This is a genomic window from Mesorhizobium sophorae, from assembly GCF_002270415.1.
Taxonomy (GTDB): domain Bacteria; phylum Pseudomonadota; class Alphaproteobacteria; order Rhizobiales; family Rhizobiaceae; genus Mesorhizobium; species Mesorhizobium sophorae.
Genome location: NZ_NNRI01000007.1, coordinates 75,823 through 99,599, shown reverse-complemented (window position 1 = coordinate 99,599; position 23,777 = coordinate 75,823). Strand labels below are relative to the sequence as shown.

Below are 23,777 nucleotides of genomic sequence, written 5' to 3'. Positions count from 1 at the left end.
CCCGCACGAGGCTGCGGGCGGCGCACGTAGAATTGCTCGTGCAGGGGGCCTTCGCCGAGTATCTACGTTGCTATCTGAACCCAGCGACGCGCCACGCCATCTGCGAAGACTATCGGGCGGCGGCCTCCATTGACGTCGACCATGATGCCGAAAACGCCTCCCGTCCGCGACTGTCTCCTTCCAGATCGGGTCGGGCGCGCGGTGTCACGCAACAGGTTGCTTGGCGGTTCGAACATCAGCCCCGTATTTCTTCAGCGTGCGCCTTCACCAGATCGGCCATGCTGTCGAATCGGAAATCCACCGCCGGCACCTCGCCTGGGTTCATCGTGGCGCCGAAGCCCTGATCCGCATGCCGGCGATGGATCCAGCACGATGTCAGGCCGAAGCGGTTGGCGGGAACGTGATCGTGGAACATGCTTTCCGCAGTGTGTAGGATCTCTCGCTTCTCTATCCCGATTGTACCGAGCTTTTCGAGCATATAGTCGAAGTTCCGGTCGGAAGGCTTATAGGAGCCGATATCTTCCGCCGTATAGATCGCGTCGAAGTCCACGCCGAGCTTCTTGTTGCTGAACGAGAAGCTTTTGTTGTCGACGTTGGAGAGGATGATCAGCTTGTAGTGCTTTTTGAGGTACTGCAAGGCTTCAGCGGTGTCGGCAAAAGCCGGCCAATCCTTCACGCTTTCGCCATACGCCAAGCATTCCTCAGGAGTGACGATGACACTCCACTCCTCCGCGAGTCGCTTGTAAACGATCGCCAGAAGATCGCAGTAGCGTTTCCCCGTCGTCCATTTCTGCTGGCTGGATTCGTGCCGGGCGTGCGCCTCCAGAATGTCGTTCCGGTTCAACGTGCGGGCGGCCCGTTCGGTCAGCGGCCTCAGCCCGTCGATCATGCCGGATTCCCAATCGATCAGGGTGCCGTAGCAGTCGAAGGTCAGGGCTTTGAAATCTGTGAGCTTCATGGGTTTGCCTCCTTTGATGTGCGTGGGTGAAGCGACGCCGGCGTGGATCGCGATCAATCGTGAGGTCGATTTCGCCTCGGGGATTAGCCGATCTGCCGCTGACGGAGCTGAAAGTCCTTCGCCGCTGCGCTGCCCGACGAGGTGAACCAGACACCGAACAGTGTCACCGCAAGGCCAGCCAGCATCGCCTTCGAAAGCGGCTCGCCGAACATCGACCAGCCCCAGAGCATCGTCACCGGTGGGCTGAGATAGATCACGCTGCTGACCTGTGAGGCGGTGTAGAGGCGCAGGCTTACATAATACGTGCTGTAGCAGAAGAAGGTCGAAAACAGCACCAGCCAAGCGATGCCGAATCCAAACCGGGCATCGAGGGGCGGCATCAGCCCGCCATTCCATTTGGCGCAAGCGGCGAAAAGGATTGCTGCCGTCAGGCATTGTATGCACAGGCTCTGATGGATGGGCATATTGATCGTCCCCATCCGCTTCTGCACCAGGGTTGCCAGCGCCAGAACCATCATGGAAGCGACCGTCAACAGATATGCCCAGGCCGGGGCCGTCCCGAGGCTTAGGCTGTCCAGCGAGACGATGAGAACGCCCGTCGCTCCGAGGGCCGTTCCGATCCATTGTCTCCCTGCCAGTCGGTGTCCCAGCACCGGCTGTGACAAGGCCGCGATGGCGAGCGGGACAAGATCGGAAATCAGCGCGACAAGGCCGGTCGGCACGCGCTGGCCGATGGCAAGCGCGAATCCGCCGAGATAGAGGAACATCATCGCCACGCCGAAGACCATCTGCTGGACCAGGGCACGGGCGCTTATGCGCGGTCCGATCAGGAGAGCAAATGGCGAGAGGATCAATCCGGACATCAGTGTCCGCCAGAACAGCACCAGCATGACATCGGCATTCTCGCTGGCGTAGCGGATGCCGACGAAGCCGGAACTCCAGCTTACGACCAGCGCCGTCGCCATCATTGGCCACACGAGGCGATGGGCTTTGGCGTGCAGGAGCGTCATGGCATCTCTTTGGTCAGGCGCCCGTGACCCGGAAGCGGATCACGGCCAATTTTGGCGCGGACTATTGACGACACGCACGCGCTTTTGCACATGACAAATTTCGATATGATCATGAAGTGGTCCGAAAACCGGCATATCGACTTGCCTGAAGGACATCAGAGGATCAGAGATTGGCGCGTCTCTTTAGTTTCAAGCGAGTATTGTCATGGCTGGAGTGATGACCCGCCGCCTGGATGTCGACGCCTTGCGCGCGCTCGTCGCGATCGAGAAGTACGGCGGCGTGACGCGCGCGGCCGAGATTCTCGGCCTGTCGCAGTCGGCCGTCAGCCACAAGATCAGGAGGCTTGAAACGAGTCTCGACTGCGAAATCCTCACCCGGAAAGCAAATGCGCCGATGTTCACCACGGCCGGACAGGATCTGCTTGGCTATGCGCGGCGCATTCTGGGCATCCATGACGAGGCGGTCCTGAGCCTGTCGAAAAGCACTTTGCAAGGCAAGATCGCGCTGGGAATGACTGAGGATACGACGTGCACGGACCTTTCGCACATTCTCGGTCGCTTTCGCCGGCTCTACCCGGAGGTGAGCGTCCGCACGCAGGTGCGCATGAGCCTCGTCTTGCAGGAGCAGCTCAGCCAGGGAGCCCTTGATGCCGCCATCATCCAGGTCTTCCAGCACGAGGTCCGCCCCGCCGATATCCTCCTGTTCCGCGAGACGCTGCATTGGGTGAAATCGCGAGACCTGGTGCTGTCGAACGGGAAGCCAGTCCCATTTTTATCCTTCGATGAAAACTGCTTTTACCGGCGCTGGGGCATGGACGTCGGGCAGGACGAGGATACGGTGTTCGAGATCGTGTTCGAATGCTCCAGCGCAGCCGGAATCATTGCAGGCGTTACCGCGGGGCTCGGAGTCGCGATCTTGAGTCAGCGGTACCTGCAGCCCGATATGGAGATTGTCGACAACCAGTTCCCAAAGGCTCCAGACTTGGCTTATGTAATCAGGCGCGCGCGCAATCCCAGGAACCCCGCGCTAGAGACTCTGGTCAGGGAGATCGAGGCTGAGGTAAAGCGTTACGGGACGCTTCAAATCGCCGTCTGAGGGCGCCGCGCTGCGAAAGGTGGCACGTCAATCCTTCGGCAGTTCGCCGGCAGTTCGTCCATAGTTGGCCGTTTCTCCCGCTCTTCCAATAAGATTACGCGGCAGTCCGCCGCCCTCAAAGCAAGGGCCGCTCTGGCGCAAAGCCCGGGGGTATAACGCTGGATGTAAAGGTCGGCCTTTTGCGCAAAACATCCCGAAAGCGGACGTTCCGTTTTCGGCCCCACTTCAGTTAGGCGGATAGGCAAAGTCGAGCAGCCATTTGACCTTGGCAATCGTCCGGTCGGCACGCCCCTCCTTCTTCAGCTTGTTAACGTATTCGTCCGCGATTGACCGAAAGGAGTCTTTTACCGAACCGGCCTTGCGCAAACTGCGTCCCGGGGTCGATGCCAGCCAGCAGGAGAGGTTTAGCATCATCGCGCGCCTCACGTGCCTCGGCCAGGGAGATAAGGGGATAGCTGCCCAACGCCAAAAGTTTCTGTTTGCCGTCAAAGCGGTAGGCGAGCCGCCAAAGGCGAGATCCTGTGGGCTGCACCCATAGCTGGAGCCCGCCACCGTCAGACAGTTTCACGAGTTTGAGACCGGGGCGAGCGTTTCGGCAATTCACGTCGGAAAAGGCGATTCGACACATCTCCTTTGGCTGTTTCGATACCAAAAAGATGCCGAATACCAACGGAAATACCATCCCCGCGCCCCGTTGGACCAAATGCACTGAAAGCCGTCGAAATGCGTCCAAGTGCGCCATGTGCGCCGAAAAAATAAACGATTTCAATGGTTTGTATAGACGGAAGCGTGGAAGCTTCGGCAAGGGGGCGTATGGGGAGAGGAGGGATGGTGCCCAGAGGCGGAATCCAAGCCAAGAAAATCTAGCTTTGTTTTCAAACGCTTGGAACTCGCACAGCGACAGCACTAACCAACAAAAATACCAACAAAATATTTCTGTGGATTGGTTCGGTTCCCGAATATTGCCTCACTCAACGCAACCGCACATACACTTCAACTCGGAAACCGATCGCCGTGCTACTAGATTTTGGCCTAGACTAGATCACCACCCGATGGGGTGTGGGGATCGATCCGAAGGTCCTCCGGTACGGCCATTCTCCCGATGGGAAATTCCTTTGCTGTCCAGTCGATCGTATTCAGTTATGACCTCTGTGCCCCTTGACATGGCAGAGCGGGATTCAATCCGATTTCTTGCGATAGAAAGATCAATAACTTTCCATCATGAGCAAATTCCAGTGCAAAAACCAGAGCAGGAACGAGGCTGATGCAGAACCAGCGTCGGCCGCGATGCGTTATTTCTGCCGCAACATCATCCCAGAACCTCAGCGTTGGCAAAATCACGATGTGGAGAACCAACCATATCGAATAGGTAGCGTCCGGGCTCCAGAATTCGCCATCGGTCATTTTCCCGTGTGCAAGTTCATGGCGTATCGGGGGTCCGCCGCGAAAGTTGAACAAGAGATCTATCTCGTCAATCAGAGCGGCAGGCATGATCTGCAAAAGCGGTTCCCGGAACTCGCCTAGCAGGCGGCTGAGCATTGCCTCTTCCCGGGTGCCATCCTGATTGATGCGATTGGTTTCGACACCCGACGAACTGAGCTCGACTTTGTACGTTAGGTGGCGAAGCACAGGGCTTGGGCCATTCGCAGGATGCGCTCTTGCGGGATATTTTGTCGCTCCCGGTTTGGCGGGGAGTGTTGATTAATATCGCCGATCCAGATTGCGAGGCGGACGGCGCCGATGGCGTCGCTGAACGTCAGGCTGGTTTTTCGGTACCACGCTGCGGCGTATGGGGTGGTAGTGCCGGTGAGCAGATCGCAGGCCCATAGCGATATGAAGCTGTAGAGCCCGAGCAATGCCGGGGTGGTTCGTGCAATGGCCTTGTCGGACTATTGCCGCTGGGTCTCAACGCCAAGATGGGCACGGGTCTCAGCGAACGTGACCTCGATCTGCCAGCGCCGGACGAACAGGGCGATGATTTCGGCGGGCTCGAGGGGATGTCCGTGCTGAAGAAGGCTTGAGGGGCGCGTTTGCCATCGGGATCCCGGACCAGCACCCAGCGGATCGGCATTACCGGGGTACCGGGCCTGTACCACAAGGCGGTATCAGACGTGATCTCGAGCGTCTTGCCTTCGACATGGCCATACCAGGCGGACACGATGATCCTGGCCCAGGTCGTGGCGGGGTTGGACAGGAGTGTCTTGAGCTTTGGTAGCGCTGGACCTTTTTGCGCTGGCCGACCGACGGTGCGCGTGGTCCGCTTTGACGGCGGCGCAAACAGGCTGGCATCCAGTCGCAGCCGGCTGATGAGCGTTGCCCTGGCAGTGATGGCATGGGCCAGTTCATGGACGGCAAAGCTGCTGTCGCCCACGAAGATGATGCGGCGCCCCGGCAGCCAGCGACAGAGTTGCAGTGCGCCCTGCCGCGCCCAGTCGGTCAGCAGCTTGTGGCGCCGCCCGCGTTGATGGTCGGATCGCTCGGACGGAGCAAGCAGGGTCAAGACCGGCAAGGCCTTTACCAGGCTTGTCCATGGCACCGGGGTTAGCACCATGAAGCTCAACCAGCGCAGGCCACTGGCTTTGACGAAATGGCCATGGCTGGAGCGCACTGGATCCCGGTAGATGCCCCGTGCGCTGATCCGGCGTCCCCATCGTCGTTCGATGGTGTCGTCCATGCCAATGACGATGAGGCCATCTGGCACGAGCCGTTCGACCACAAGGCCCAGCAATCGCCTGGCAATGCTGCGGGGGCTCCAGCAGGCTCGGTTGAGGATCTGGTGGTAGCTTGCAAAGTTGGCGGCCTCGGCCCGGCCGGTCATGCGTAGGCAGGAACTGACGGTCCGCTTGCCCGGCGCCAGCAAAGCTCCCATGATCAGAACAAGGACATGTTCCCAACTGGGCGCTGTGAAGCAGGTGCGCAACGCTTGAAGCCACTGGCGCAGGATCTGGGGAACGGCATCGCCGACAGCGGCGCTGGGATGGTGCAGCATCCCATGCTTCGAATCCCGGCCAGCACATGTTGCAAGGCAATGACCGTGCGGCGAAGTGAATCAGGCCTGCCCGGGCCCGCGGCAGCTATGACTGCACAATGGAAAAGGACGACGTGGCCCTGGCATCGAAGCGTTCGACGAGGCCAATGGTGGCGGCGTTGGCTGCTACCAGGACAAAGGTGCCTACCACCTGTACCTGCTGGCAACCGAGGCGCCGATCGCCCGTCTCAAGCCGACCGGCAGAGGCGATGAGGTCAGCATCGCCTACTGGTCACACCGCCGAAAATGGGAAGACATCGACGATATGGGCGGCTGTGTCCTGCCCCTCGATCAGGCGCTCAGCCACATCGCAACCAACAGCCTTTTCTGGAGCTGGACCTGACCAGAACGTACAAAGCCGAGCTGAGGATGTGGGTTAGATTAGGCGCAGGGCGAGGAACTTTACTTTATCGCGACGGCTAGAGCGTCCGACCCGGATGGGTTTGCGGCGTTGGCCGCAACATACGCGGCATCGGCTTCGCCGAAAGTGGTTCAATAACCAGACTAAAGTGAGCAACAGATATTCGAATTAGCCGCAATCGCAAATCGGCAAAGGAATTCTGGCCTTCTAGGTCCGGTTGGTGTCGTCGGATTTCCATTGTTCCATCATCATCGTCATCCACGGCCCGAATTCTTGCCAGTTCTCGCGATCCCACGCTGTCAACGTGTGCATTATTGCGGAGCGACCTTCGCCGGCAGAACAGTTGGCCGTCTCGCACCCTTGTTAGGACTGCGGAGATAAAATGGCCCAAGGTGTAATAGTCAGCATCCGAAATTCGCATTGCGGGCTACCGTCTGGCCAACAAGAACAGGACGGTAAAAATCAAGCCGCCAATCAACCCCAGCACGCCAAAGAGGAACGCTGCCAGCGCTGTCACCAAAAGGCCTATGCCTATCCCCCCAATGCGGATTGATGCAAGGCCGGCGGCGACCAAAACCGCCACGACATAGCCAAACCAATGGCCGAAACCAACGCCGCTGTACAGCCAGACTGCTACTGCAACGACCGCAACAATACCGGCAAGGCCAACTCCCATGAGAAGCCGCTCGATCAATCGATCCGTGGCAGCCGCGTCTAACCGTTCCCAAGGTGACTGCTGGTTTGCGCTCATGTCGCCCTCCCATATGCCCATCGATCATCCAAGCACAAACGGCCCCAATCCTCAATTGCACGACTGGATGGGCTTGGTGGGGATGGTACCTCGCACCCAGCGCCGTCGCGACTTTTCAACGATCACGTAGCCGATAGCCGGGAGAAACGTCTTAGGAACAATCGTGCCTCGACATATTGGCTAAACATGTTGCTGGGATCGTGCCAAATCGCCCACGCATCATCCGACACCCTTTCCCAAACCCGCGCGGATTAAATACCGCCCACGGCGACAATCGGAAGTGATTGTGCTGCCTGAACGGTTGATTAGTAGATTGGTTAGTTGGTCACTAAGCGAAAATCGCCAAACCCCATGGTTCCCGGCCTTTTTTAGGGATTGACTGGCGGGGGAAGCGTCTTTCGATTTCTCGCCATGCCGTTGAAAAAATTGAGCTTTCTACTTGTTATGCACCATGTATTGGTAGCCTGCCAGACAAATCGATCCCACATTTTAGGAATATCGCCGACGTGCTCCAGTCCGACATCGGACGGTCGGCCCGCAGGCATGGACAATCGGCCCTCGACTACTTATGCACCCGAACGGTATCAGACGGCGTTAGAATGTTCTCACTAAAAGCGCCTGAACCCGTTCGGGATCAATATGAGCTATGATACCGTTCGGGAGCGAATCTTCTTGAAAGTCTGAAGAAGCAAGGCTATGTTCCCGCTCGGGAGCAAAGCATGGCCAAAAGAATGCAATTTACGGGCGCTGGCAGCGCGACAGACATCGCAAAGCTGCTTGCGCAGGCGGGTCCTGCCCAGAATCTGACGAAGCTTCTCACGGATCTCAAATCGTCTGACGATACCTTTAGAAACGCCACTCGGGCCCTGTCGCGCCACAATGCCACGATCAAGAACTCTTTGCAGGCGGGAGAGATCGCTAAGGCGCTTTCCCAGATTCCCTCTTCTCAAGACCTGGCGAAACACATCGCACACATCAATGCTTCCAGTGAAGCGCTCGAAGCGGCCAGCAAGGACTTGTTGCATCGTAATGAGACGATCAGGAAATCAGTCAATGCGACGGGGACCGTCGAGGCACTTTCCCGCGTCAACGCTCTGGGGGACCTGACCAAACAACTGACCGGCGCAATACCGCAGGTCAACCTGAAGCTTCCTGGTGTTTCACAACTCATCACGGTTGCCCTGCCCAGAACGCTTCCCGACGCTTATCTGCTGCGCGGCAGCGAGACTAACGACGAGGACGAGGACGCCGGCGCGGCCTCACCGCGCCATAGCGGGACGGATACCTTAGGACTGGAGATCGTCTCTGCCTCAGATATTGGGCGGCTAGTCCGGCGCGCCCGCGAGGCCCGACATCTCTCGCAGCAAAGTTTCGCTGACCTTGCTGGAGTGGGGCGCAGGTTTTTATCCGAACTGGAAAACGGCAAACCCACACTTGAATTGGGTAAGGTCCTGAAGGTCGCGCAAGCAGCCGGCATATCGCTGCTTGCTCAGGTGCGCTGATACAATGGAGGTGCTTGCCCTTGATGTGCGGTTGGACGGTTTCGTCGATCCGATCGGCGCCCTCGTGCGTGACGAAAACGGCTCAGTCGCCTTCGTCTACAAGGCAGACTACCTTCGAAGATCAGATGCGACCGCCTTATCGCTATCCCTTCCGCTTGCCGAAGAACCTTACCGTGACGTTATAGCGCGAGCATTCTTCGACAACCTTCTGCAGGAGCGCAACGGCGTGCTCACCGACGTGCTGGCACGAGAAGGCCTGACCCGCGATGACATAGCTGGCCTGCTATATCACCTTGGAAAAGACTGTGCCGGAGCACTTTCCGTTCTTCCGTCAGGATCGCCGCCGACAAAAGTCCCGGGCGACTACGAAAGCGACTATGTACCCATTCCGCAGGATCGCATGATCGCGATCGTCGAAGCACTCCATCAGCGCAAACGCCTGCCGGACGGAACTGAAGATCCGTCCCCTTTGGCAGGCGTGCAAAGCAAGATAGCCCTGACTGTTCTGCCGGACGGTAGGTTTGCCGAGCCGAAGCGGGGATCGGGGGGCCCGACGACACACATCCTGAAAGTGCCCGATCGCGATCATCAGCAGGATGCCCGGTATGAGGCCGAGGCGATGAGGCTTTCCGGGGCGCTGGGGTTCGACACGGCCGAAGTCTCTGTAGTGCCGATTGGCGGGATCGAGACCCTACTCGTGACCCGCTTCGACCGAGGCAGAGACCGACAGAACAGGATCGTGCGTCTTCATCAGGAGGATTTCGCGCAGGCCCTCGGTTTGCCGGTCTCGATGAAGTACGAAAGGCGTGGCAAGGCAGGCCGGCGCTTCGACGTTTCGGGCATCCGCAGGATACTTGAGGCGACGGTCGATCCCGCCCAGGCGAAGGAAACCTTCATCAGGGCCACGATATTTGATCTCCTGATAGGCAATAACGATGGACATGCAAAAAACTTCGCCCTGCTCTATGAACCTGGAGGCAGAATCCACTTTGCGCCGCGTTACGATATCTTGCCGACCAGGCTCGACGACACTCTGACCGACGAGCTCGCTTACAGGATCGGTGAGGCGGAAACGCTCGATGAAGTTACCCCAGAACAGCTTAATGCGTTTCTCCTGGCGCTGGGAATAGAAAGTGCTGCGGCACGCAAACGCATGCACCAGCGTTATCCGTCCGAGATTGCATTAGGCCTCGCGGACTGTCTCGGTGCTCTTGAAAAGCGTCAGGTGAAGAGTTTGGCGGACTTGATCGCTACCAACATGCGCATGCTTCTCGGTGCGATGCGGTTGGAAATACCCCAAGCGGCCAGGGACCGAGACGCGTTCATTGGCCTAGCTGGCGGATGGCTGATGAGTTGAATCTATCGATGGAGACATGCCTCCATGTCTGGCGGAACGCGAGGATTGTACCAACAACGACGGGTTACGTTTTCCGGGACTGGTATCAGATTATTCGACACGTATGCAGAAACTATGTCGGCGGAGAGTGATACCAAGTCGGCGTTGTCGTGCTGCTCGTCGGATGCAGTCATCGTGCTTTCATTTTCCATTAACGTCCCGTTTGTGCCGTTTGTGGGGCTATATTGCCGAGAGGGTTTTTGCAAGAACCGCGGTTTGGATGAACCCATTTGGCCCGCTTCGCGCCTATAATCGGCCGTTACCAAGTCTTTCTCTGACTTTCGAAAGCCGCCATTCATCGCAAACGGATCGAAGGCCTAAAAGGGCGGCAAGCGGCTCCTTGGCCGAGATGGTCGCGAGCCGGTTCGCCCGTGGCGTACACGCTTGCCGAGGTGCGGGCACTCACGCCGGTCCGCGACAGCGTCGAAAAGCGAGCGCCCCGGCCTGACCTTCGGGACGTCTTTCTCTGCCATGCGTGGGACGACCGGAGAGGGGCCGCCACGGAACTGCACGATCTGCTCGAGTTGCGCGGTGTCTCGGTCTGGTTCAGCGAGAAGGACGTCGCCCTCGGCACGCGGTTGCTCCGCGAAATCGACAAGGGCGACGAAGTCGCGAGTCGGGATCGTGCTGGTGACCCCTGCGCTGCTGCGCCGCCTCCAAGGAGAGGGCATCGCCGACAAAGAATTATCGGCACTCCTAGCGCGTGACCTGCTCGTCCCCATTGTGCACGACACGACGTACGAAGCTCTCCGCGAAGTCAGCCCCCTGCTCGGTTCGCGAAGCGGGCTGAGTACTGCAGAAAATCTGATGGCAGACGTCGCGGCCAAGCTCGCCGAGCTGGTCGCCCTGTAGCTCTATTACCGGGGTGGCCGGCCCCACGTCGCACAAGCGGTCCGGGCGCCGGCGTGGTGTCAGCCGCCGGGCCGCCGCGCCAGTGTACTTCTACCCCCATTGCTACGACCGCTGCTACCATTTCGACCCCGTTAACACGGGTTTGCATCGGGCGATCCGTTGCGCGTCTTGCCGGTGAAGCGCACGTTTGAGCGACTACTTCATCGATCCGAGCTCTTGGCGCGGATCTCCGCTATGGGTTCGTTCTGCGGCCCCTCTGTCGATGCCGAGAACGTGAAGAAAAATGAGGTTCGTTACAAGGGCGAAATGACGAAAAGGACTACTTGTACCACTGGTTCTTAATATAGTTGGTAGCATCGTCCGACAGATTGTGCATGCCGCTTCGTTGTTCATGGCGTCGACGACATATACGTATTGCGAGTATGCATAGCGGACCAGACGTGCGCCGCCGCATGGCTGGCCGTATAGGACGGGTTCACATACAGAAAGACTTGTGGATTTTGGCCCAGTTCCCAAGCTCTTTGAGCTTGGATGTTACCCCGTCGTAGTTCTGGCCGGGCTGATACAAATCGTACGAAATATGTTGGTTGTTTGCCAATCTGGCTTCCTGTTTCAGAGCCGGCCTTGCCTACCGCTAAGCTTTCTTATCACCAGTATGTGGTTATCACGTAACAGGTGAGTCTGCTTTTTCCGTTCAGCTCTACAAAGCCCCCGTCCCCTCGCGGCCGAAGACGAGCCCGGCTCCGACCCCTGTTTCGGCCGGCGCGTGCCCTGCTTCAAATTCCGCCCATACAGAGATATTTCATTTCGAGGTAGTCCTCGAGCCCATGGCGGGACCCCTCCCGCCCGATGCCGGATTGCTTCATTCCTCCGAAAGGAGCTGCTTCCGAGGACATTCGTCCTGTATTGATGCCCACCATGCCATATTCCAAAGCTTCGGCCACGCGCCACACGCGTTTCAGGTTGGAGGCATAAAAGTAGGCTGCGAGCCCGTAGATTGTGTCATTGGCCTCGCGGACAACCTGATCCGCATCTTGGAAGCGAATGATAGGTGCTAGGGGTCCGAAGGTCTCCTCCTGCGCCACTGTCATCGCGCGAGAAACCTCGGTGAGGACAGTCGGTTGAAAAAGTGTGCCTTCCATACCGACGCGATCGCCCCCGCGTCGAACGATTCCGCCTTTCGCAACGGCATCGGCGATATGGGATTCGATCTTTGCCAGAGCGCGTTTGTCGATGAGCGGCCCAATGGACACCCCCGGATCGAAGCCGTCACCGACTGAAAGCTGGCAAACCTTTTCGGCGAGCTTTTCGACGAACTCATCGTGGACGCCGGATTGGACGTAAAGGCGATTTGCAGAAACGCAAGTCTGGCCGGCATTGCGGAATTTCGCCTGGATCGCACCGTCAACGGCAGCATCGATATCTGCATCGTCAAAGACGATGAAAGGCGCATTTCCGCCGAGCTCAAGGCTGACTTTCTTGATCTGGTCCGAGCATTGACGCATGAGGAGCCGGCCGACCTCGGTCGAGCCCGTGAAGCTGATCTTGCGGACCTTGGCGTTGGAGCAGAGTTCGCGGCCGATAGCGTCGCCTTCGGAAGCGTAGATAAGGTTGACCACGCCTTCGGGAAAACCGGCCAGCTGGGCCAGGGCGAACATAGCGCCTGCCACGAGTGGCGTCTGTTCAGCAGGTTTCAGCACGATTGTGCAGCCGGCGGCGAGAGCCGGCGAAATCTTGCGCGCAACCATGGAGGCGGGAAAATTCCATGGCGTGATCGTACCAACGACGCCGATCGGCTGCTTGATCACCAGCATGCGGCGGTCTGTTGATGGTGCAGAGATCGTTTCCCCGTAGATGCGATTGGCCTCTTCAGCGTACCATTGCAGATACGCAGCCGCATGGGTTACCTCCGACTTCGCTTCGGCGAGTGGCTTGCCCATCTCTGCGGTGAGAATGGCAGCGAGGTCGTCGGCGTGATCCACGATTAGTTGGTGCCAGCGCCAGAGTATATCGCTGCGCTCCCGGGCCGTCAGGGCTGCCCACCCAGGCTGTGCGCAATGGGCCTTGTCAATGGCGGCGCGCGTTTCTTCGACACCCATGTCGGGGAGTTCGGCCAGCAATTCGCCGGTCGATGGACTAGTGACCTCGAACGTCCGCGCGCTAACCGGCGTGCCCAATGCCGGCATACGGTCGATGCCAGCGAACAGCTCGCGAGACTTGAGGTAGCGGATCATCGGCTGAAAAATGGGCAAAAGGGGCTCTCCTCAACGCGATGGATATGTCTGCTGGCGGCGTGGATACGTATCTTCGCCTTCGCCCGTCGCATAGGACCTCGTACGGATGGCAGTTAGACCTCCTCGACGGAAGGAAGTATCGGAAGTTGGCTCTCAGAGCATCTCTCCGAGCATCTTGATCGGTTGTACGCTCTTACGGTCGCCCGGCCCGATCAGACCAGCAATGTACAGCGGACACATCCGGCGCCGAGCTGGATGCGAAAGACCTGCCAAAAACGGTTGAAGCCAGTGCTCGAGATCGGCTTGCCAGTCCACATCCATTGATCGGCCCTCCACAAGCCGACCTCCCATGAATCACGCAAACTCTCTCTTGGGAATTCCAAAAACGCGCCCGCTGCTAAAAATCTGCCAAAGTAGTGCTAGAGCAGTTTCTGGATAATCACGGTTAGGCATCGTAGCCGGCGTGGGCGAACAGGTTTTCGCATTCTTTGGGGTGGAAACGATCGATGGCGACGGCCACGGCGTCCCATAATTCCGGGATGGACCGGGCTGCTGCCTTTCGCAGTAAAGCCTTCAGCTTGGCGAAGGCCATCTCAATGGGGTTAAAGTCCGGGGAGTAGGGCGGAAGATAGCGAAGGGAAGCCCCCGCAGCCTCGATGATTTCGCGGACACCGACCACTTTATGAGCAGGCAGGTTGTCCATCACGACGACATCGTCGGGTTGAAGCGTCGGTACGAGGACGCGGCGCAAGTAGACCAGGAATGCTTCGCCATCCATGGCGCCGTCCAGGAGCCAGGGCGCGACGATCCCGTCGAGGCGCAGGCCGGCCGTGAAGGTCGTGGATTTCCAGTGCCCATGAGGAACAGCCGCCCGGCAACGCTGTCCACGCGCAGAGCGGCCTCGTAGCCGGGCCATCTTGGTATTGAGGCCACTTTCGTCGATGAAGATCAGGCGGCTCGGATCGAAATCGAGTTGGCCTTCGAACCACTCTTCCCGCGCTGCCAAAACATCCGGTCGCTGCTGTTCGGCCGCGTGCGCTGTCTTTTTTTGTACGTGATGCCACGCTTTGCGAAGAACGCATGGACCGTCGTCAGGCTGGCTTTGACCCCGCGCTCTGCCGCAAGGCGATCGACGATCTCGGCAAGCGTGATGTCCCGCTCATCGGTCTCGACCAAGGCGAGAATGAAAGTCTCGTGCGCGTCCAGCTTCGATACCTTCGGCTTGCCCTGCCGCCCAGGTTCCAGATTGCCGCTCGAACGCCAGGCCCGATACCATGCACCAGACGTCGATATCCCGATGGCAAACCGCCGTGCCGCTTCTCGGGTCGACAGGCCTGCCTCTATCGCCTCGATAACACGCGTCCGCAAATCCAGGCTGTAAGCTCGTGCCATGCCGCTGCTCCTTCCGCAAATCACTTCGATCAGGGAATCAGAACAAGCCGTTCACTGCAAACAAACGACTCCGATTAAGGGAAAACCGCTCTAGCATCATCAAAAACAAAACAACTCCCCACCACGACACGCGGTCACCGCCGCGCCCACGGTCATACCTTCGCCGATTGTACCGGTTATCTGCTAATTGGTGGACTCTGCCCCTATGGGGATGTTTCGACCTATTCGGTTTCGAGCGCATTCTTATCGCTCGCACCCAACGCCGTCATGATCTCGATCGAGACCATTTGGGTCGGATGGGCCTACCGCGACCGGGCCTTGCACAACCGGGTTGTTCCCCTTGCCGCCAGCGCAGTCCAGATCGACGCTGCTGTTTGGAACCTGGCCGAGCGCGGCCGCAGGCGGCGCCACGCCGTGATACCGCTGGACAACCGTCGTCATGCGCTGGCCATCGCCTTCGATCTTGGTGTTGTTGCTGTTCGGATTGAACGGATCGACCGTTTGCAGCAACTCGTTCTGATTGAGCGAGTCGCCCGCTGCCAGCGTCACCGTCTCGTAGTTGTTCAAATAGTCGGCAGCACAGCCCGAAATAACAGAGGCGGCAACCGCGATCGACACTAAACCCCAACGCATTAAGGCATCCCCCGACACCGGTCCTTGACTATGGGATATTGGGTGGTTGTTGTCGAATCGACAGGGAGAACGGAAATACGCCTTTTGGAGGAATGCCTTTAGGTCGGCTGGTTGGCCAGCAGTTTGAGAACTCGTATCCGCGTCGAGTTCTCAACTTCGACCAAGCGCGCCATCAAGGTGCCTCAGGCTTAACGTCAAGGATGGGCAGGCTGCAATAACGATGTTTGCCCGCTTTCTCGTGTATCCAAGCCTTTAGCGGCCTGTCCGCAATCGGCCCAACTAGGCGACCTGTCCGGAAAGCGCCGCATTGTCGAACTCGGAAGGCTTTGATTCAATTAGGATTCTGCTACAGCTTTGCGTTTGATTTTGCCGAAAATCGTGGCTTTGAGCTGCGATTTCCGGCAAATTGAAAGCGTACCCGTACGCGTGATTCGACGGTTGATGCGAAGCTGCGAGGGAGCGAGCGATGCGGCCGAAGGAACGACGCGAAAGCGGACAGACCGACCTGTTGCGATCCCGGCTCGACCAGATCCTCAACATGGATCATGCGCTGGTGAAACTGGCCCGGTCGATCGACTGGCGTTTCCTCGAAGAACGGCTCGGCGCGGTCTATGACGACGACCCCGGCCGGCCGCCGCTGCCAACCGGGTTGATGGCGGGCCTGGGCCATCCTCAAGTCGATGCACAACCTATCCGACTAGGCGCTGTGCGAGCGCTGGCTTGAGAACCCCTATTACCAGCTGTTCTGCGGCGAGGAGTTCTTCCAGCACCGCCTGCCCCTTCGACCGCAGCTCGCTGACGTCTGCGCATGGGCGAGGAGCGGCTGATGGCCTTGCTCCAGGAGAGCCTTGCGGCAGCGACGCGGCTGGGGGGCGGCCAAACCGGCCGACGTCCGTGCGGTGATCGTTGACACCACAGTGCAGGAGAAGGCCATCACCTTTCCGACCGACGCCAAGCTGATGCATCGGGCCCGCGAGTGGCTGGTGAAGTTGGCCAAAAAAGCGGCATCGGCCTGCGCCAGTCCTATGCGCGGGTCGGCAAGTTCGCGCTGATCAAGCATCAGCGTTATGCCCATGCCAAGCAGTCCAAGCGCGCAAACCGGGCGCTTAAGCGGCTGCGCACCATGCTCGGCGCGGTGATCCGCGACATTACCCGCAAGCTCGCCGGGCAGCCCGAACTGCCCAGGTCTTCGCCCTGCCGCTGGCTTGCCCGGCGCGTCAGGGACCAGCGGCAGCGCGAGCGCGGCCGCAAGGTCTATTCCCTGCACGCTCCCGAGGTGGAATGCATCGGCAAGGGTAGGCCCACAAGCCTATGAGTTCGGCGTCGAGGTCTCGGTCGCCACCACGCTGCAGCGCAACCGCGGCGGCCAGTTCGTCGGCCCATGTCAAGGCGCTGCCCGGCAATCGCTATGACGGCCACACACTGGCCACCGTCATTCCCGCCATCGAAACCGCTATCGGTGCCAATCTCGGCAAGATCGTCGCCGATGCCGGCTATCGCGGCCACAACGCGCCGAAGGACAAGATGTTCAAGGTCCATGTCGCCGGCTACCAGGGGCGGCATCACCAAGGCCATCAAGCGGGCACTGCGACGCCGGGCCGCTGTCGAACCGGTCATCGGCCATCTCAAGCAGGACCACCGCATGGGCCGCAACTTCCTGGCCTTCACCGAAGCGACGCCAACAACGCCATGCTCGCCGGCGTCGGCTACAACTTCAGCCTCTTGCTCAACTGGCTGAGGCTTTTGTTTGCCTACCTCTTGGCGCTGCTGCAACCGCTGCGGCGTCACCGGTCCAGCCACGATCAGCCTGACCTCCGCAGCTCAACCGGAATAGCCTCTGAAACGGGGCTCGCCTACAACGCCGGTGCCGAATGGCTTTCTTCACGGGCGACTGAGGAGCTTCGAAAGGAAGACACGACCCGGCGATATCGTCGCCCTATGCCAAAGACCCTCGCATCTAGTCCGTTCTCAAAACCCTATCTTGATGCGACGGTCGCCGATGGAGGGTCACAAACGTAGGGCAATCGGTTCGCGATCGACTGAAAACGATGACCGTTCGTCTGCGTTGCTCAGACTGCCACCGAGTGCCTGGCTGTACTACTTTCGAAATATTTGTCGAACTTGGCCGCGATGCTTCGCACGAAAGGGCGACTTGCGGCCGGCACAACGAATTTGTCGCCATCAAGTTCAAGCAATCGAACCGGACCGTGGAGGGCCATGGAACTCGACTGCTGAAGGAGCCTCTGGCCGGCTTCGCCGAAGCGTTCTACCAGATCGATCGCCGAGAAGGCGAAGTCGCACATCAGCCGCTCGATGATCCAGCCACGGACGCGATCGTCGTCGGAAAGCGCGATGCCGCGGACGGCGGCCAGCCCGCCATCCGCGACCATGCGTCCGTACTCGGCGGGCGAGGCCATGTTCTGGACGTAGCCCTGACGAAAACGGCCGATGGACGAAGGACCGAGACCGATCAATGTCTCGCAGCGATCCTCTGTATAGCCTTGGAAGTTACGATGCAGGGCCCCTGTGCGGGCAGCCACCGCCAGCGCATCGCCCGGTTTGGCGAAATGGTCGAGCCCGATTGCTTCGTATCCCTTGTCCACAATCGCTCGTGCGGCAAGTTGCGATTGTGCGAACCGCTCCGTGGGACCGGGGAGCCATGCCTCTTCGATCATCGTTTGATGCTTCTTGAACCAGGGCACGTGAGCGTAGCCGAAAAGCGCCATCCTGTCCGGTTCCAGGGTCAGCGCCTGCGCTACGGTGGAACAGACGCTCCCCCTGGTCTGGTGCGGCAAGCCGTAGAGCAGATCGAGATTGACCGATTCGACGCCACGTGAACGAACTCCGTCGACGACTGCCTTGGTCTGCAAAAAGCTTTGCTCGCGGTTGATCACCTTTTGCACTTTCGAATCGAAATCCTGCACGCCCAGGCTCGCCCGCGTCATGCCAATTTCGGCGAGTGCATCCAGGTGTGCTTCATCCATGTCATTGGGTTCGATTTCGACGCTGATTTTCGCGTCCGGGAGAAAATCGAAGCTGTCCCGTAGGCGAACCCCCAATGCGACTAGATCTTCGGGCTTCACCATCGTCGGCGAACCGCCACCGAAATGGACCGCTCGGACACGACCCTTGCCGCTGACAAGACCGGCAACCGTGGTGATCTCCCCATGCAGCGATCGCAGATAAGCGGCCACCGGCTCGTAATGACGCGTCTGCTTGGTATGGCACGCACAGAACCAGCACAGCTTGTCGCAATAGGGGATATGAAGATAGAGCGATATCTCGTCACCGCTTCCGAGCGCCTGCGACCAGACGCGGTAAACGGCAGCATCGACGCCCGCATGGAAATGCGGCGCGGTCGGATAACTGGTATAGCGCGGGACGTTCTCGCCAAGTCTGGCAGCTAATTCCGGTCGCATATCGCGGTCCACCGTGTTTGCATCGCGGGACCCTAGATGCATCGCTGAGCCAAAGCATTGATTTCGGTCAACCCTCGGCATGGACAAACTGCCGCAGGATTTCTCTCGCACCGATTGTTATCCTGCCGGCATTTGGGATCAATAAAAGCGAGCGTAATGACGGTACAGCAGGACATTCACAGTTCCGGTATTCCCGTCCTTTGCCTGTCTTGCGAGGCACGGCATCGCGGTGCCTGCGGTGCGCTCGACCCAGACCATTTGGTCGGGCTCGCCAAGACCTCGTGGCGTCACAAAATCGAGCCCGGGGTCAAACTGATCGGCGACGCCGAGGCCGTCGACAGCTATTCGAACGTGCTTTCAGGTGTGGTCAAGCTGACGAAAAGCCTTTCGGACGGTCGGCAGCAGATCGTCGGCCTCCAGTTCGCACCGGATTTTCTGGGACGGCCCTTCAAGGTGGAAAGCCCGATCAACGCGGAAGCGGCTACAGTTGTCTCCTTGTGCTCGTTTCCGAAGGCGGCGGTCGAGCGGATTATGAAGGAAGCACCGGAACTCGAGCATCGCCTATTCAAGCAGACGTTGATCGAACTCGACGCAGCCCGCGAATGGATGGTGACTGTGGGGCGCAGGACGGCACCAGAAAAGGTGGCGAGCTTTCTGCTCACGATCGCCCGGAATATCGATCGGACTGTTGATCCGGCGGCCAGGTCGGCGCGCTTCGATCTGCCGCTGACGCGTGTCGACATTGCTGACTTCCTGGCACTGAGGTTCGAGACCGTGAGCCGACAGCTGACGCGATTGCGGGCTGACGGCATAATCCGGATCGAGAACAATCGCCATGTGACGGTGGACAACATGAGCCGGCTGGAACAGCGCTGCGGCGGCTGAGGCGCGCGACAACCGCTCTTTCAATAAGACCTAAGTGACGGAACCTACGTCCGATACTCCGAGCCGCGGCGGGACATGCCTCTTCTTCGATCGCGATCTCCCGCCGCAAGCCTTTGAAGGAGCCGCGTAGCATGAACCCGACAGCTTCCGCATTGTCTATTGGGTCCATGGCCGATCGCCAGGAGTGTTTCGACCACTTCGTCGGCGAAGCATTGATCCTCGACATACTCGACGAGCAACCGGCTGGTGGAGGCAAGATCGACTCCGGCCGAGGTCAAGCACGCCTCATACGCCGGGAAAATGAACCGTCTCTTCGAACCTATAAACGTCACGGAGAAGTGAACGACCCGCGTTGCCTATGCCAAGACATTTGAGACGTTCGGAAAGGCATTGTTGACGCTTTCCAGCGCGCGTCGCAGAGCCTCAGTTTTCCCGATACGCCGCCTCTCATCACATCGTACGGAATCGCCTCCAAGCCGGGCCGGGGACGTCGGACTCTCTCACGAACAGGCGGCTCGTGCTGCGTTTTCTCAGTCAATCGCCACCTTCTGATTGCACCGAGCTCAATGCTGCCCAGTAAATTCGTGCGGCTTTGACCTGGATCATGGCGGGCACGCGGCGGCTCGGCAAGTAATGCACCGCGGATTTGGCGTCCGCGGGAATTCGAGATCGGGACTTGCGATGAAATTCGGCACAGAGATCGCCCTTTTGAGCCTGTTTGCTTTTGCCGCCCTTGTGGCCGCCGGCTTCGGCGTGGATGAAACTTTTCGCCAGCACATGTGGGTTTTGTTCTTCACCGTGGCTGGCTTCACCGTGATCCTGATGCGCAACACGGAGTTCAAGCCCGCCGCTCCGATCGACCCCACGGCCTACATGGACGGTCCGGTCCGCTATGGCGCCATCGCCACCATGTTTTGGGGTGTTGTCGGCATGCTGGTCGGCGTGGTCATCGCGCTGCAGCTCGCCTACCCCGATCTCAACATCCAGCCCTGGTTCAATTTCGGCCGTTTGCGGCCGCTGCATACGTCGGGCGTGGTCTTCGCTTTCGGCGGCAACGCGCTGCTTTGCACGTCTCTATATGTCGTACAGCGCACCTGCCGCGCGCGGCTGTTCGGCGGCGATCTCGCCTGGTTCGTGTTCTGGGGTTACCAGCTCTTCATCGTCATGGCGGCGACCGGCTATCTGCTCGGCATCACCGAGAGCCGCGAATACGCCGAACCCGAATGGTATGTGGACATCTGGCTGACCATCGTCTGGGTCGCCTATCTCGTCCTGTTCCTCGGCACGATCCTGAAGCGCAAGGAACCGCATATCTACGTCGCCAACTGGTTTTACCTGTCCTTCATCGTGACCATCGCGATGCTGCATGTGGTCAACAACCTGTCGATGCCGGCCTCCTTCCTGGGCTCCAAGAGCTATTCCGCGTTTTCCGGTGTCCAGGACGCGCTGACGCAATGGTGGTACGGCCACAACGCCGTCGGCTTCTTCCTCACGGCCGGCTTTCTTGGCATGATGTATTACTTCGTGCCGAAGCAGGCGAACCGTCCGGTCTATTCGTACCGGCTGTCGGTTATCCATTTCTGGGCGATCATCTTTCTCTATATCTGGGCCGGCCCGCATCACCTGCACTACACCGCCTTGCCCGACTGGGCGCAGACGCTCGGCATGGCGTTTTCGATCATGCTGTGGATGCCGTCGTGGGGCGGCATGATCAACGGCGTGATGACGCTCTCCGGCGCCTGGGACAAGCTCCGCACCGATCCGATCATCCGCATGATGCTGATGGCCGTCGCCTTCTACGGCATGTCGACCTTCGAAGGCCCGATGATGTCGATCAAGACCGTCAACTCGCTATCACACTATACCGACTGGACGATCGGCCATGTCCATTCCGGAGCGCTCGGTTGGGTGGGCATGATCTCGTTCGGTGCGATCTATTACATGGTGCCGAAGCTGTGGAACCGCGATCGACTGTATTCGCTGCGGCTCGTTACCTGGCATTTCTGGCTGGCGACGCTCGGGATCGTGGTCTACGCGGCGGTGATGTGGGTGTCCGGCATCATGCAGGGCCTGATGTGGCGCGAATACGACGAGCAGGGCTTCCTGGTCTACTCTTTCGCCGAAACCGTCGCCGCCATGCATCCCTACTATGTCATGCGAGCCATCGGCGGTGCGATGTATCTGTCCGGTGCCCTGATCATGGCATGGAATGTCGCCATGACCATTCGCGGTTACCAGCGCAAAGAACAGCCATTGCCGGGTTCCGTGCCCGCCCTCCAGCCCGGCGAATAAGGAGCCAGAAATGGGCTTGATGGACAAACACGCAGTCATCGAGAAGAACGCCACGCTCCTTCTCGTCGGGTCCTTGCTGGTCGTGACGGTCGGCGGCATCGTTGAGATCGCACCGCTCTTCTATCTCGACAACACGATCGAGAAGGTCGAAGGCATGCGGCCTTACTCGCCGCTCGAGCTCGCCGGACGCAACATCTATGTGCGCGAGGGCTGCTACCTCTGTCACAGCCAGATGATCAGGCCGTTCCGCGACGAAGTCGAGCGCTACGGCCACTACAGCTTGGCGGCCGAGTCGATGTACGATCATCCGTTCCAGTGGGGATCGAAGCGAACCGGCCCGGACCTCGCGCGCGTTGGCGACCGCTACTCCAACGAATGGCACGTCCAGCATCTCAACGCGCCACGCTCGGTGGTACCGGAATCGATCATGCCGAGCTATGCCTTCCTGAAGGGCACACCGATCGAGGTGAAGGATTTCTCGACGCATCTGATCGCGAACAGGCGAGTCGGCGTCCCCTACACAGACGAGATGATCGCCCAGGCAAATGCCGATCTGATGGCACAGGCTGATCCCAATGCCGACACGTCCGGTCTGGAAGGCCGCTACCCCAAGGCCAAGCTTGGCGACTTCGACGGCAACCCCCAACAGGTCACCGAAATGGATGCCCTTGTCGCTTACCTGCAGATGCTCGGCACGCTTGTTGATTTCAAAAACTACGACGAAGCCGCCGGCTACCGCTGAGGAGAATGTCGATGGATTACAATTTGATGCGGGAGTTTGCCGACAGTTGGGGCCTGCTCGCCATGGCTCTGTTCTTCATTGGCTGCATTGCATTTGCGCTCCGACCCGGCAGCCGCGGGCTGGCCGATGAAGCCGCCCGGATTCCTCTCGAGGAGGATTGATGATGAGCAACGAGCAAGTCGACGAAATCTCAGGGATCGCGACGACCGGCCATGAGTGGGACGGGATCAAGGAACTTAACAACCCACTTCCGCGCTGGTGGGTGATCACCTTCTACGTCACCATCGCCTGGGCAGCCGCCTATACGATTGCCTACCCCGCCTGGCCGATGCTCAGCTCCGCCACCAAGGGCGTTCTGGGCTTTTCCAGCCGAAACGACGTCAAGAACGAACTTGCGGCTGCCGAAGCAGCCAAAGGCACTTACGTCGCAGCCATCGAGCAGAAAAGCGTATCCGAAATTGTTGCCGACGATGCACTGCGCGAATTCGCCGTCGCAGCCGGTGGCGCCGCCTTCAAGGTCAATTGTGTGCAGTGCCACGGCTCCGGCGGGCAAGGTTCCGCGGGCTTTCCCAACCTCAACGACGACGACTGGCTGTGGGGCGGCAAGGCGGAGCAGATTCAGCAAACGATTATGCATGGCATTCGCTTTGCGTCCGACCTGGATACACGCGTTTCGGAAATGCCCGCTTTTGGCGACATCATAACGCCCGAGCAGATCACTCAGGTCAGCGCCTATGTCGCCAGCCTATCGGGGGCTGTCAAAGACGCGAGCCTGGTCGAGCCCGGCGCCAAGGTCTTCGCCGAGAACTGCGTGGCCTGTCATGGCGACAAGGCACAAGGCAACAGGGAGCTCGGCGCGCCCAATCTGACCGATGCGATTTGGCTCTACAGATCCGGCGAGACCGCCATCGCCGCCCAGGTCCGCGAGCCGAAGCATGGCATCATGCCGGCATGGGCCGGGCGCCTCGGCCAGACCGCAGTCAAGGAACTCACAGTCTATGTCCATTCGCTTGGCGGCGGAGAATAGGATCGGAAGCCTATTCTCGGCCCTCCCCGCCAAGCGACGAGGCCCGGCGCGCCGGGCCTCGACACATTCGGGCGTGCGGCGATTGTTCTGATTAATGGGGCGCTCCGTGTCGATGCGGCAAAACATGCTTAGCTCAGCATCTTGGACGTTACCCAAAGCAGACGAGTGCGGTTGCACGCCAATACCATCGGCGGCGCGC

General features: G+C 59.3%; 21 protein-coding genes and 4 pseudogenes. 13 read left to right on the top strand and 12 right to left on the bottom strand.

What is annotated here, in order from left to right; translation table 11 throughout:
• Positions 1-50: 50 nt before the first annotated feature.
• Positions 51-179: pseudogene (locus tag CGZ66_RS40675) on the top strand (alpha/beta fold hydrolase); the annotation flags it as partial.
• 56 nt (positions 180-235) lie between these two features.
• Here the strand turns inward: CGZ66_RS40675 and CGZ66_RS04960 are convergent.
• Both CGZ66_RS04960 and CGZ66_RS04955 read right to left on the bottom strand, forming a co-directional pair.
• Positions 236-958, bottom strand: a complete 723-nt coding sequence (locus tag CGZ66_RS04960) for a haloacid dehalogenase type II (protein WP_095084252.1) — start codon at positions 956-958, stop codon at positions 236-238.
• An 83-nt stretch (positions 959-1,041) separates the two neighbouring features.
• Positions 1,042-1,968 (bottom strand): DMT family transporter, encoded by a 927-nt coding sequence (locus CGZ66_RS04955; protein ID WP_095082141.1) that lies wholly within the window; start codon positions 1,966-1,968, stop codon positions 1,042-1,044.
• Positions 1,969-2,173: 205 nt separating this feature from the next.
• Between CGZ66_RS04955 and CGZ66_RS04950 the strand changes: the two genes are divergently transcribed.
• Positions 2,174-3,064, top strand: coding sequence for a LysR family transcriptional regulator (locus tag CGZ66_RS04950; RefSeq protein WP_095082138.1), 891 nt, complete (start codon positions 2,174-2,176; stop codon positions 3,062-3,064).
• Positions 3,065-3,289: 225 nt separating this feature from the next.
• On the opposite strand, the gene CGZ66_RS40670 is transcribed toward CGZ66_RS04950, so the two are convergent.
• The 5 genes and pseudogenes from CGZ66_RS40670 to CGZ66_RS04930 all read right to left on the bottom strand — a co-directional run bounded on the left by CGZ66_RS40670 (position 3,290) and on the right by CGZ66_RS04930 (position 7,204).
• The gene (locus CGZ66_RS40670) at positions 3,290-3,478 is read right to left on the bottom strand and encodes a hypothetical protein (protein ID WP_245331084.1); all 189 of its coding nucleotides are present in this window, start codon (positions 3,476-3,478) and stop codon (positions 3,290-3,292) included.
• A 16-nt stretch (positions 3,479-3,494) separates the two neighbouring features.
• Positions 3,495-3,692, bottom strand: a pseudogene (locus CGZ66_RS40665) (Arm DNA-binding domain-containing protein); the annotation flags it as partial.
• Between the two features lie 512 nt (positions 3,693-4,204).
• Positions 4,205-4,603 (bottom strand): hypothetical protein, encoded by a 399-nt coding sequence (locus tag CGZ66_RS04940; protein ID WP_143748680.1) that lies wholly within the window; start codon positions 4,601-4,603, stop codon positions 4,205-4,207.
• A 217-nt stretch (positions 4,604-4,820) separates the two neighbouring features.
• Positions 4,821-6,053 carry an IS701 family transposase gene (locus CGZ66_RS04935; RefSeq protein WP_245331023.1) on the bottom strand — a complete coding sequence of 411 codons (1,233 nt, stop codon included), beginning with the start codon at positions 6,051-6,053 and terminating at the stop codon, positions 4,821-4,823.
• Positions 6,054-6,880: 827 nt separating this feature from the next.
• Complete coding sequence (locus tag CGZ66_RS04930; protein ID WP_143748679.1) at positions 6,881-7,204, bottom strand: hypothetical protein; 324 nt, start codon at positions 7,202-7,204, stop codon at positions 6,881-6,883.
• A 719-nt stretch (positions 7,205-7,923) separates the two neighbouring features.
• Here CGZ66_RS04930 and CGZ66_RS04925 point away from each other — a divergent pair.
• The 4 genes from CGZ66_RS04925 (at position 7,924) to CGZ66_RS41510 (ending at position 10,954) form a co-directional block, all read left to right on the top strand.
• A complete protein-coding gene (locus tag CGZ66_RS04925) occupies positions 7,924-8,706 on the top strand; it encodes a helix-turn-helix transcriptional regulator (RefSeq protein WP_206073678.1) in 783 nt (260 codons plus the stop codon).
• A gap of 4 nt (positions 8,707-8,710) precedes the next feature.
• Positions 8,711-10,063 (top strand): HipA domain-containing protein, encoded by a 1,353-nt coding sequence (locus CGZ66_RS04920; protein ID WP_095082132.1) that lies wholly within the window; start codon positions 8,711-8,713, stop codon positions 10,061-10,063.
• 410 nt (positions 10,064-10,473) lie between these two features.
• A complete protein-coding gene (locus CGZ66_RS41515) occupies positions 10,474-10,809 on the top strand; it encodes a toll/interleukin-1 receptor domain-containing protein (protein ID WP_342586850.1) in 336 nt (111 codons plus the stop codon).
• On the top strand, positions 10,727-10,954 hold the full coding sequence (locus tag CGZ66_RS41510; RefSeq protein ID WP_342586862.1) for a hypothetical protein: 228 nt from the start codon (positions 10,727-10,729) through the stop codon (positions 10,952-10,954). The genes CGZ66_RS41515 and CGZ66_RS41510 overlap by 83 nt, the downstream gene beginning before the upstream one ends.
• A gap of 776 nt (positions 10,955-11,730) precedes the next feature.
• On the opposite strand, the gene CGZ66_RS04910 is transcribed toward CGZ66_RS41510, so the two are convergent.
• From CGZ66_RS04910 to CGZ66_RS04895, 4 genes and pseudogenes are all read right to left on the bottom strand, one after another.
• Positions 11,731-13,188, bottom strand: a complete 1,458-nt coding sequence (locus CGZ66_RS04910) for an NAD-dependent succinate-semialdehyde dehydrogenase (RefSeq protein WP_095082130.1) — start codon at positions 13,186-13,188, stop codon at positions 11,731-11,733.
• A 177-nt stretch (positions 13,189-13,365) separates the two neighbouring features.
• Positions 13,366-13,546: pseudogene (locus CGZ66_RS04905) on the bottom strand (transposase); the annotation flags it as partial.
• Positions 13,547-13,633: 87 nt separating this feature from the next.
• A protein-coding gene (locus CGZ66_RS04900; RefSeq protein ID WP_417568610.1) for an IS630 family transposase occupies positions 13,634-14,580 on the bottom strand; the annotation gives its coding sequence in 2 pieces (ribosomal slippage) (positions 13,634-14,236 and positions 14,239-14,580; 945 coding nt in all).
• 243 nt (positions 14,581-14,823) lie between these two features.
• Positions 14,824-15,198 carry a calcium-binding protein gene (locus tag CGZ66_RS04895; RefSeq protein ID WP_245331022.1) on the bottom strand — a complete coding sequence of 125 codons (375 nt, stop codon included), beginning with the start codon at positions 15,196-15,198 and terminating at the stop codon, positions 14,824-14,826.
• Positions 15,199-15,679: 481 nt separating this feature from the next.
• On the opposite strand from CGZ66_RS04895, the pseudogene CGZ66_RS04890 reads away from it, so the two are divergent.
• A pseudogene (locus CGZ66_RS04890) lies at positions 15,680-16,989 on the top strand (IS5 family transposase); the annotation flags it as partial.
• 293 nt (positions 16,990-17,282) lie between these two features.
• On the opposite strand, the gene hemN reads toward CGZ66_RS04890, so the two are convergent.
• Positions 17,283-18,632, bottom strand: a complete 1,350-nt coding sequence (gene hemN, locus CGZ66_RS04885; RefSeq protein WP_095084250.1) for an oxygen-independent coproporphyrinogen III oxidase — start codon at positions 18,630-18,632, stop codon at positions 17,283-17,285.
• 156 nt (positions 18,633-18,788) lie between these two features.
• On the opposite strand from hemN, the gene CGZ66_RS04880 reads away from it, so the two are divergent.
• From CGZ66_RS04880 to ccoP, 6 genes are all read left to right on the top strand, one after another.
• A complete protein-coding gene (locus tag CGZ66_RS04880) occupies positions 18,789-19,517 on the top strand; it encodes a Crp/Fnr family transcriptional regulator (protein WP_095082125.1) in 729 nt (242 codons plus the stop codon).
• Between the two features lie 131 nt (positions 19,518-19,648).
• Positions 19,649-19,891, top strand: a complete 243-nt coding sequence (locus CGZ66_RS39790) for a hypothetical protein (protein ID WP_167392002.1) — start codon at positions 19,649-19,651, stop codon at positions 19,889-19,891.
• A gap of 307 nt (positions 19,892-20,198) precedes the next feature.
• The gene (ccoN, locus tag CGZ66_RS04870) at positions 20,199-21,809 is read left to right on the top strand and encodes a cytochrome-c oxidase, cbb3-type subunit I (RefSeq protein ID WP_095082122.1); all 1,611 of its coding nucleotides are present in this window, start codon (positions 20,199-20,201) and stop codon (positions 21,807-21,809) included.
• Positions 21,810-21,819: 10 nt separating this feature from the next.
• Positions 21,820-22,551 (top strand): cytochrome-c oxidase, cbb3-type subunit II, encoded by a 732-nt coding sequence (gene ccoO / locus CGZ66_RS04865; protein WP_095082120.1) that lies wholly within the window; start codon positions 21,820-21,822, stop codon positions 22,549-22,551.
• A gap of 11 nt (positions 22,552-22,562) precedes the next feature.
• A complete protein-coding gene (locus tag CGZ66_RS04860) occupies positions 22,563-22,712 on the top strand; it encodes a cbb3-type cytochrome c oxidase subunit 3 (RefSeq protein ID WP_095082116.1) in 150 nt (49 codons plus the stop codon).
• Between the two features lie 2 nt (positions 22,713-22,714).
• Entirely contained in the window at positions 22,715-23,578 is an 864-nt protein-coding gene (gene ccoP / locus CGZ66_RS04855; protein ID WP_095082114.1) for a cytochrome-c oxidase, cbb3-type subunit III, read from the top strand.
• Positions 23,579-23,777 lie beyond the last annotated feature (199 nt).

Excerpts from the sequence above, each read along its gene's own strand:
- CGZ66_RS04960 (WP_095084252.1), bottom strand. The coding sequence starts at position 958 with ATGAAGCTCACAGATTTCAAAGCCCTGACCTTCGACTGCTACGGCACC.
- CGZ66_RS04955 (WP_095082141.1), bottom strand. The coding sequence starts at position 1,968 with ATGACGCTCCTGCACGCCAAAGCCCATCGCCTCGTGTGGCCAATGATG.
- CGZ66_RS04950 (WP_095082138.1), top strand. The coding sequence starts at position 2,174 with ATGGCTGGAGTGATGACCCGCCGCCTGGATGTCGACGCCTTGCGCGCG.
- CGZ66_RS40670 (WP_245331084.1), bottom strand. The coding sequence starts at position 3,478 with ATGATGCTAAACCTCTCCTGCTGGCTGGCATCGACCCCGGGACGCAGT.
- CGZ66_RS04940 (WP_143748680.1), bottom strand. The coding sequence starts at position 4,603 with ATGCTCAGCCGCCTGCTAGGCGAGTTCCGGGAACCGCTTTTGCAGATC.
- CGZ66_RS04935 (WP_245331023.1), bottom strand. The coding sequence starts at position 6,053 with ATGCTGCACCATCCCAGCGCCGCTGTCGGCGATGCCGTTCCCCAGATC.
- CGZ66_RS04930 (WP_143748679.1), bottom strand. The coding sequence starts at position 7,204 with ATGAGCGCAAACCAGCAGTCACCTTGGGAACGGTTAGACGCGGCTGCC.
- CGZ66_RS04925 (WP_206073678.1), top strand. The coding sequence starts at position 7,924 with ATGGCCAAAAGAATGCAATTTACGGGCGCTGGCAGCGCGACAGACATC.
- CGZ66_RS04920 (WP_095082132.1), top strand. The coding sequence starts at position 8,711 with ATGGAGGTGCTTGCCCTTGATGTGCGGTTGGACGGTTTCGTCGATCCG.
- CGZ66_RS04910 (WP_095082130.1), bottom strand. The coding sequence starts at position 13,188 with ATGATCCGCTACCTCAAGTCTCGCGAGCTGTTCGCTGGCATCGACCGT.
- hemN (WP_095084250.1), bottom strand. The coding sequence starts at position 18,632 with ATGCGACCGGAATTAGCTGCCAGACTTGGCGAGAACGTCCCGCGCTAT.
- CGZ66_RS04880 (WP_095082125.1), top strand. The coding sequence starts at position 18,789 with ATGACGGTACAGCAGGACATTCACAGTTCCGGTATTCCCGTCCTTTGC.
- CGZ66_RS39790 (WP_167392002.1), top strand. The coding sequence starts at position 19,649 with ATGAACCCGACAGCTTCCGCATTGTCTATTGGGTCCATGGCCGATCGC.
- ccoN (WP_095082122.1), top strand. The coding sequence starts at position 20,199 with ATGAAATTCGGCACAGAGATCGCCCTTTTGAGCCTGTTTGCTTTTGCC.
- ccoO (WP_095082120.1), top strand. The coding sequence starts at position 21,820 with ATGGGCTTGATGGACAAACACGCAGTCATCGAGAAGAACGCCACGCTC.
- CGZ66_RS04860 (WP_095082116.1), top strand. The coding sequence starts at position 22,563 with ATGGATTACAATTTGATGCGGGAGTTTGCCGACAGTTGGGGCCTGCTC.
- ccoP (WP_095082114.1), top strand. The coding sequence starts at position 22,715 with ATGAGCAACGAGCAAGTCGACGAAATCTCAGGGATCGCGACGACCGGC.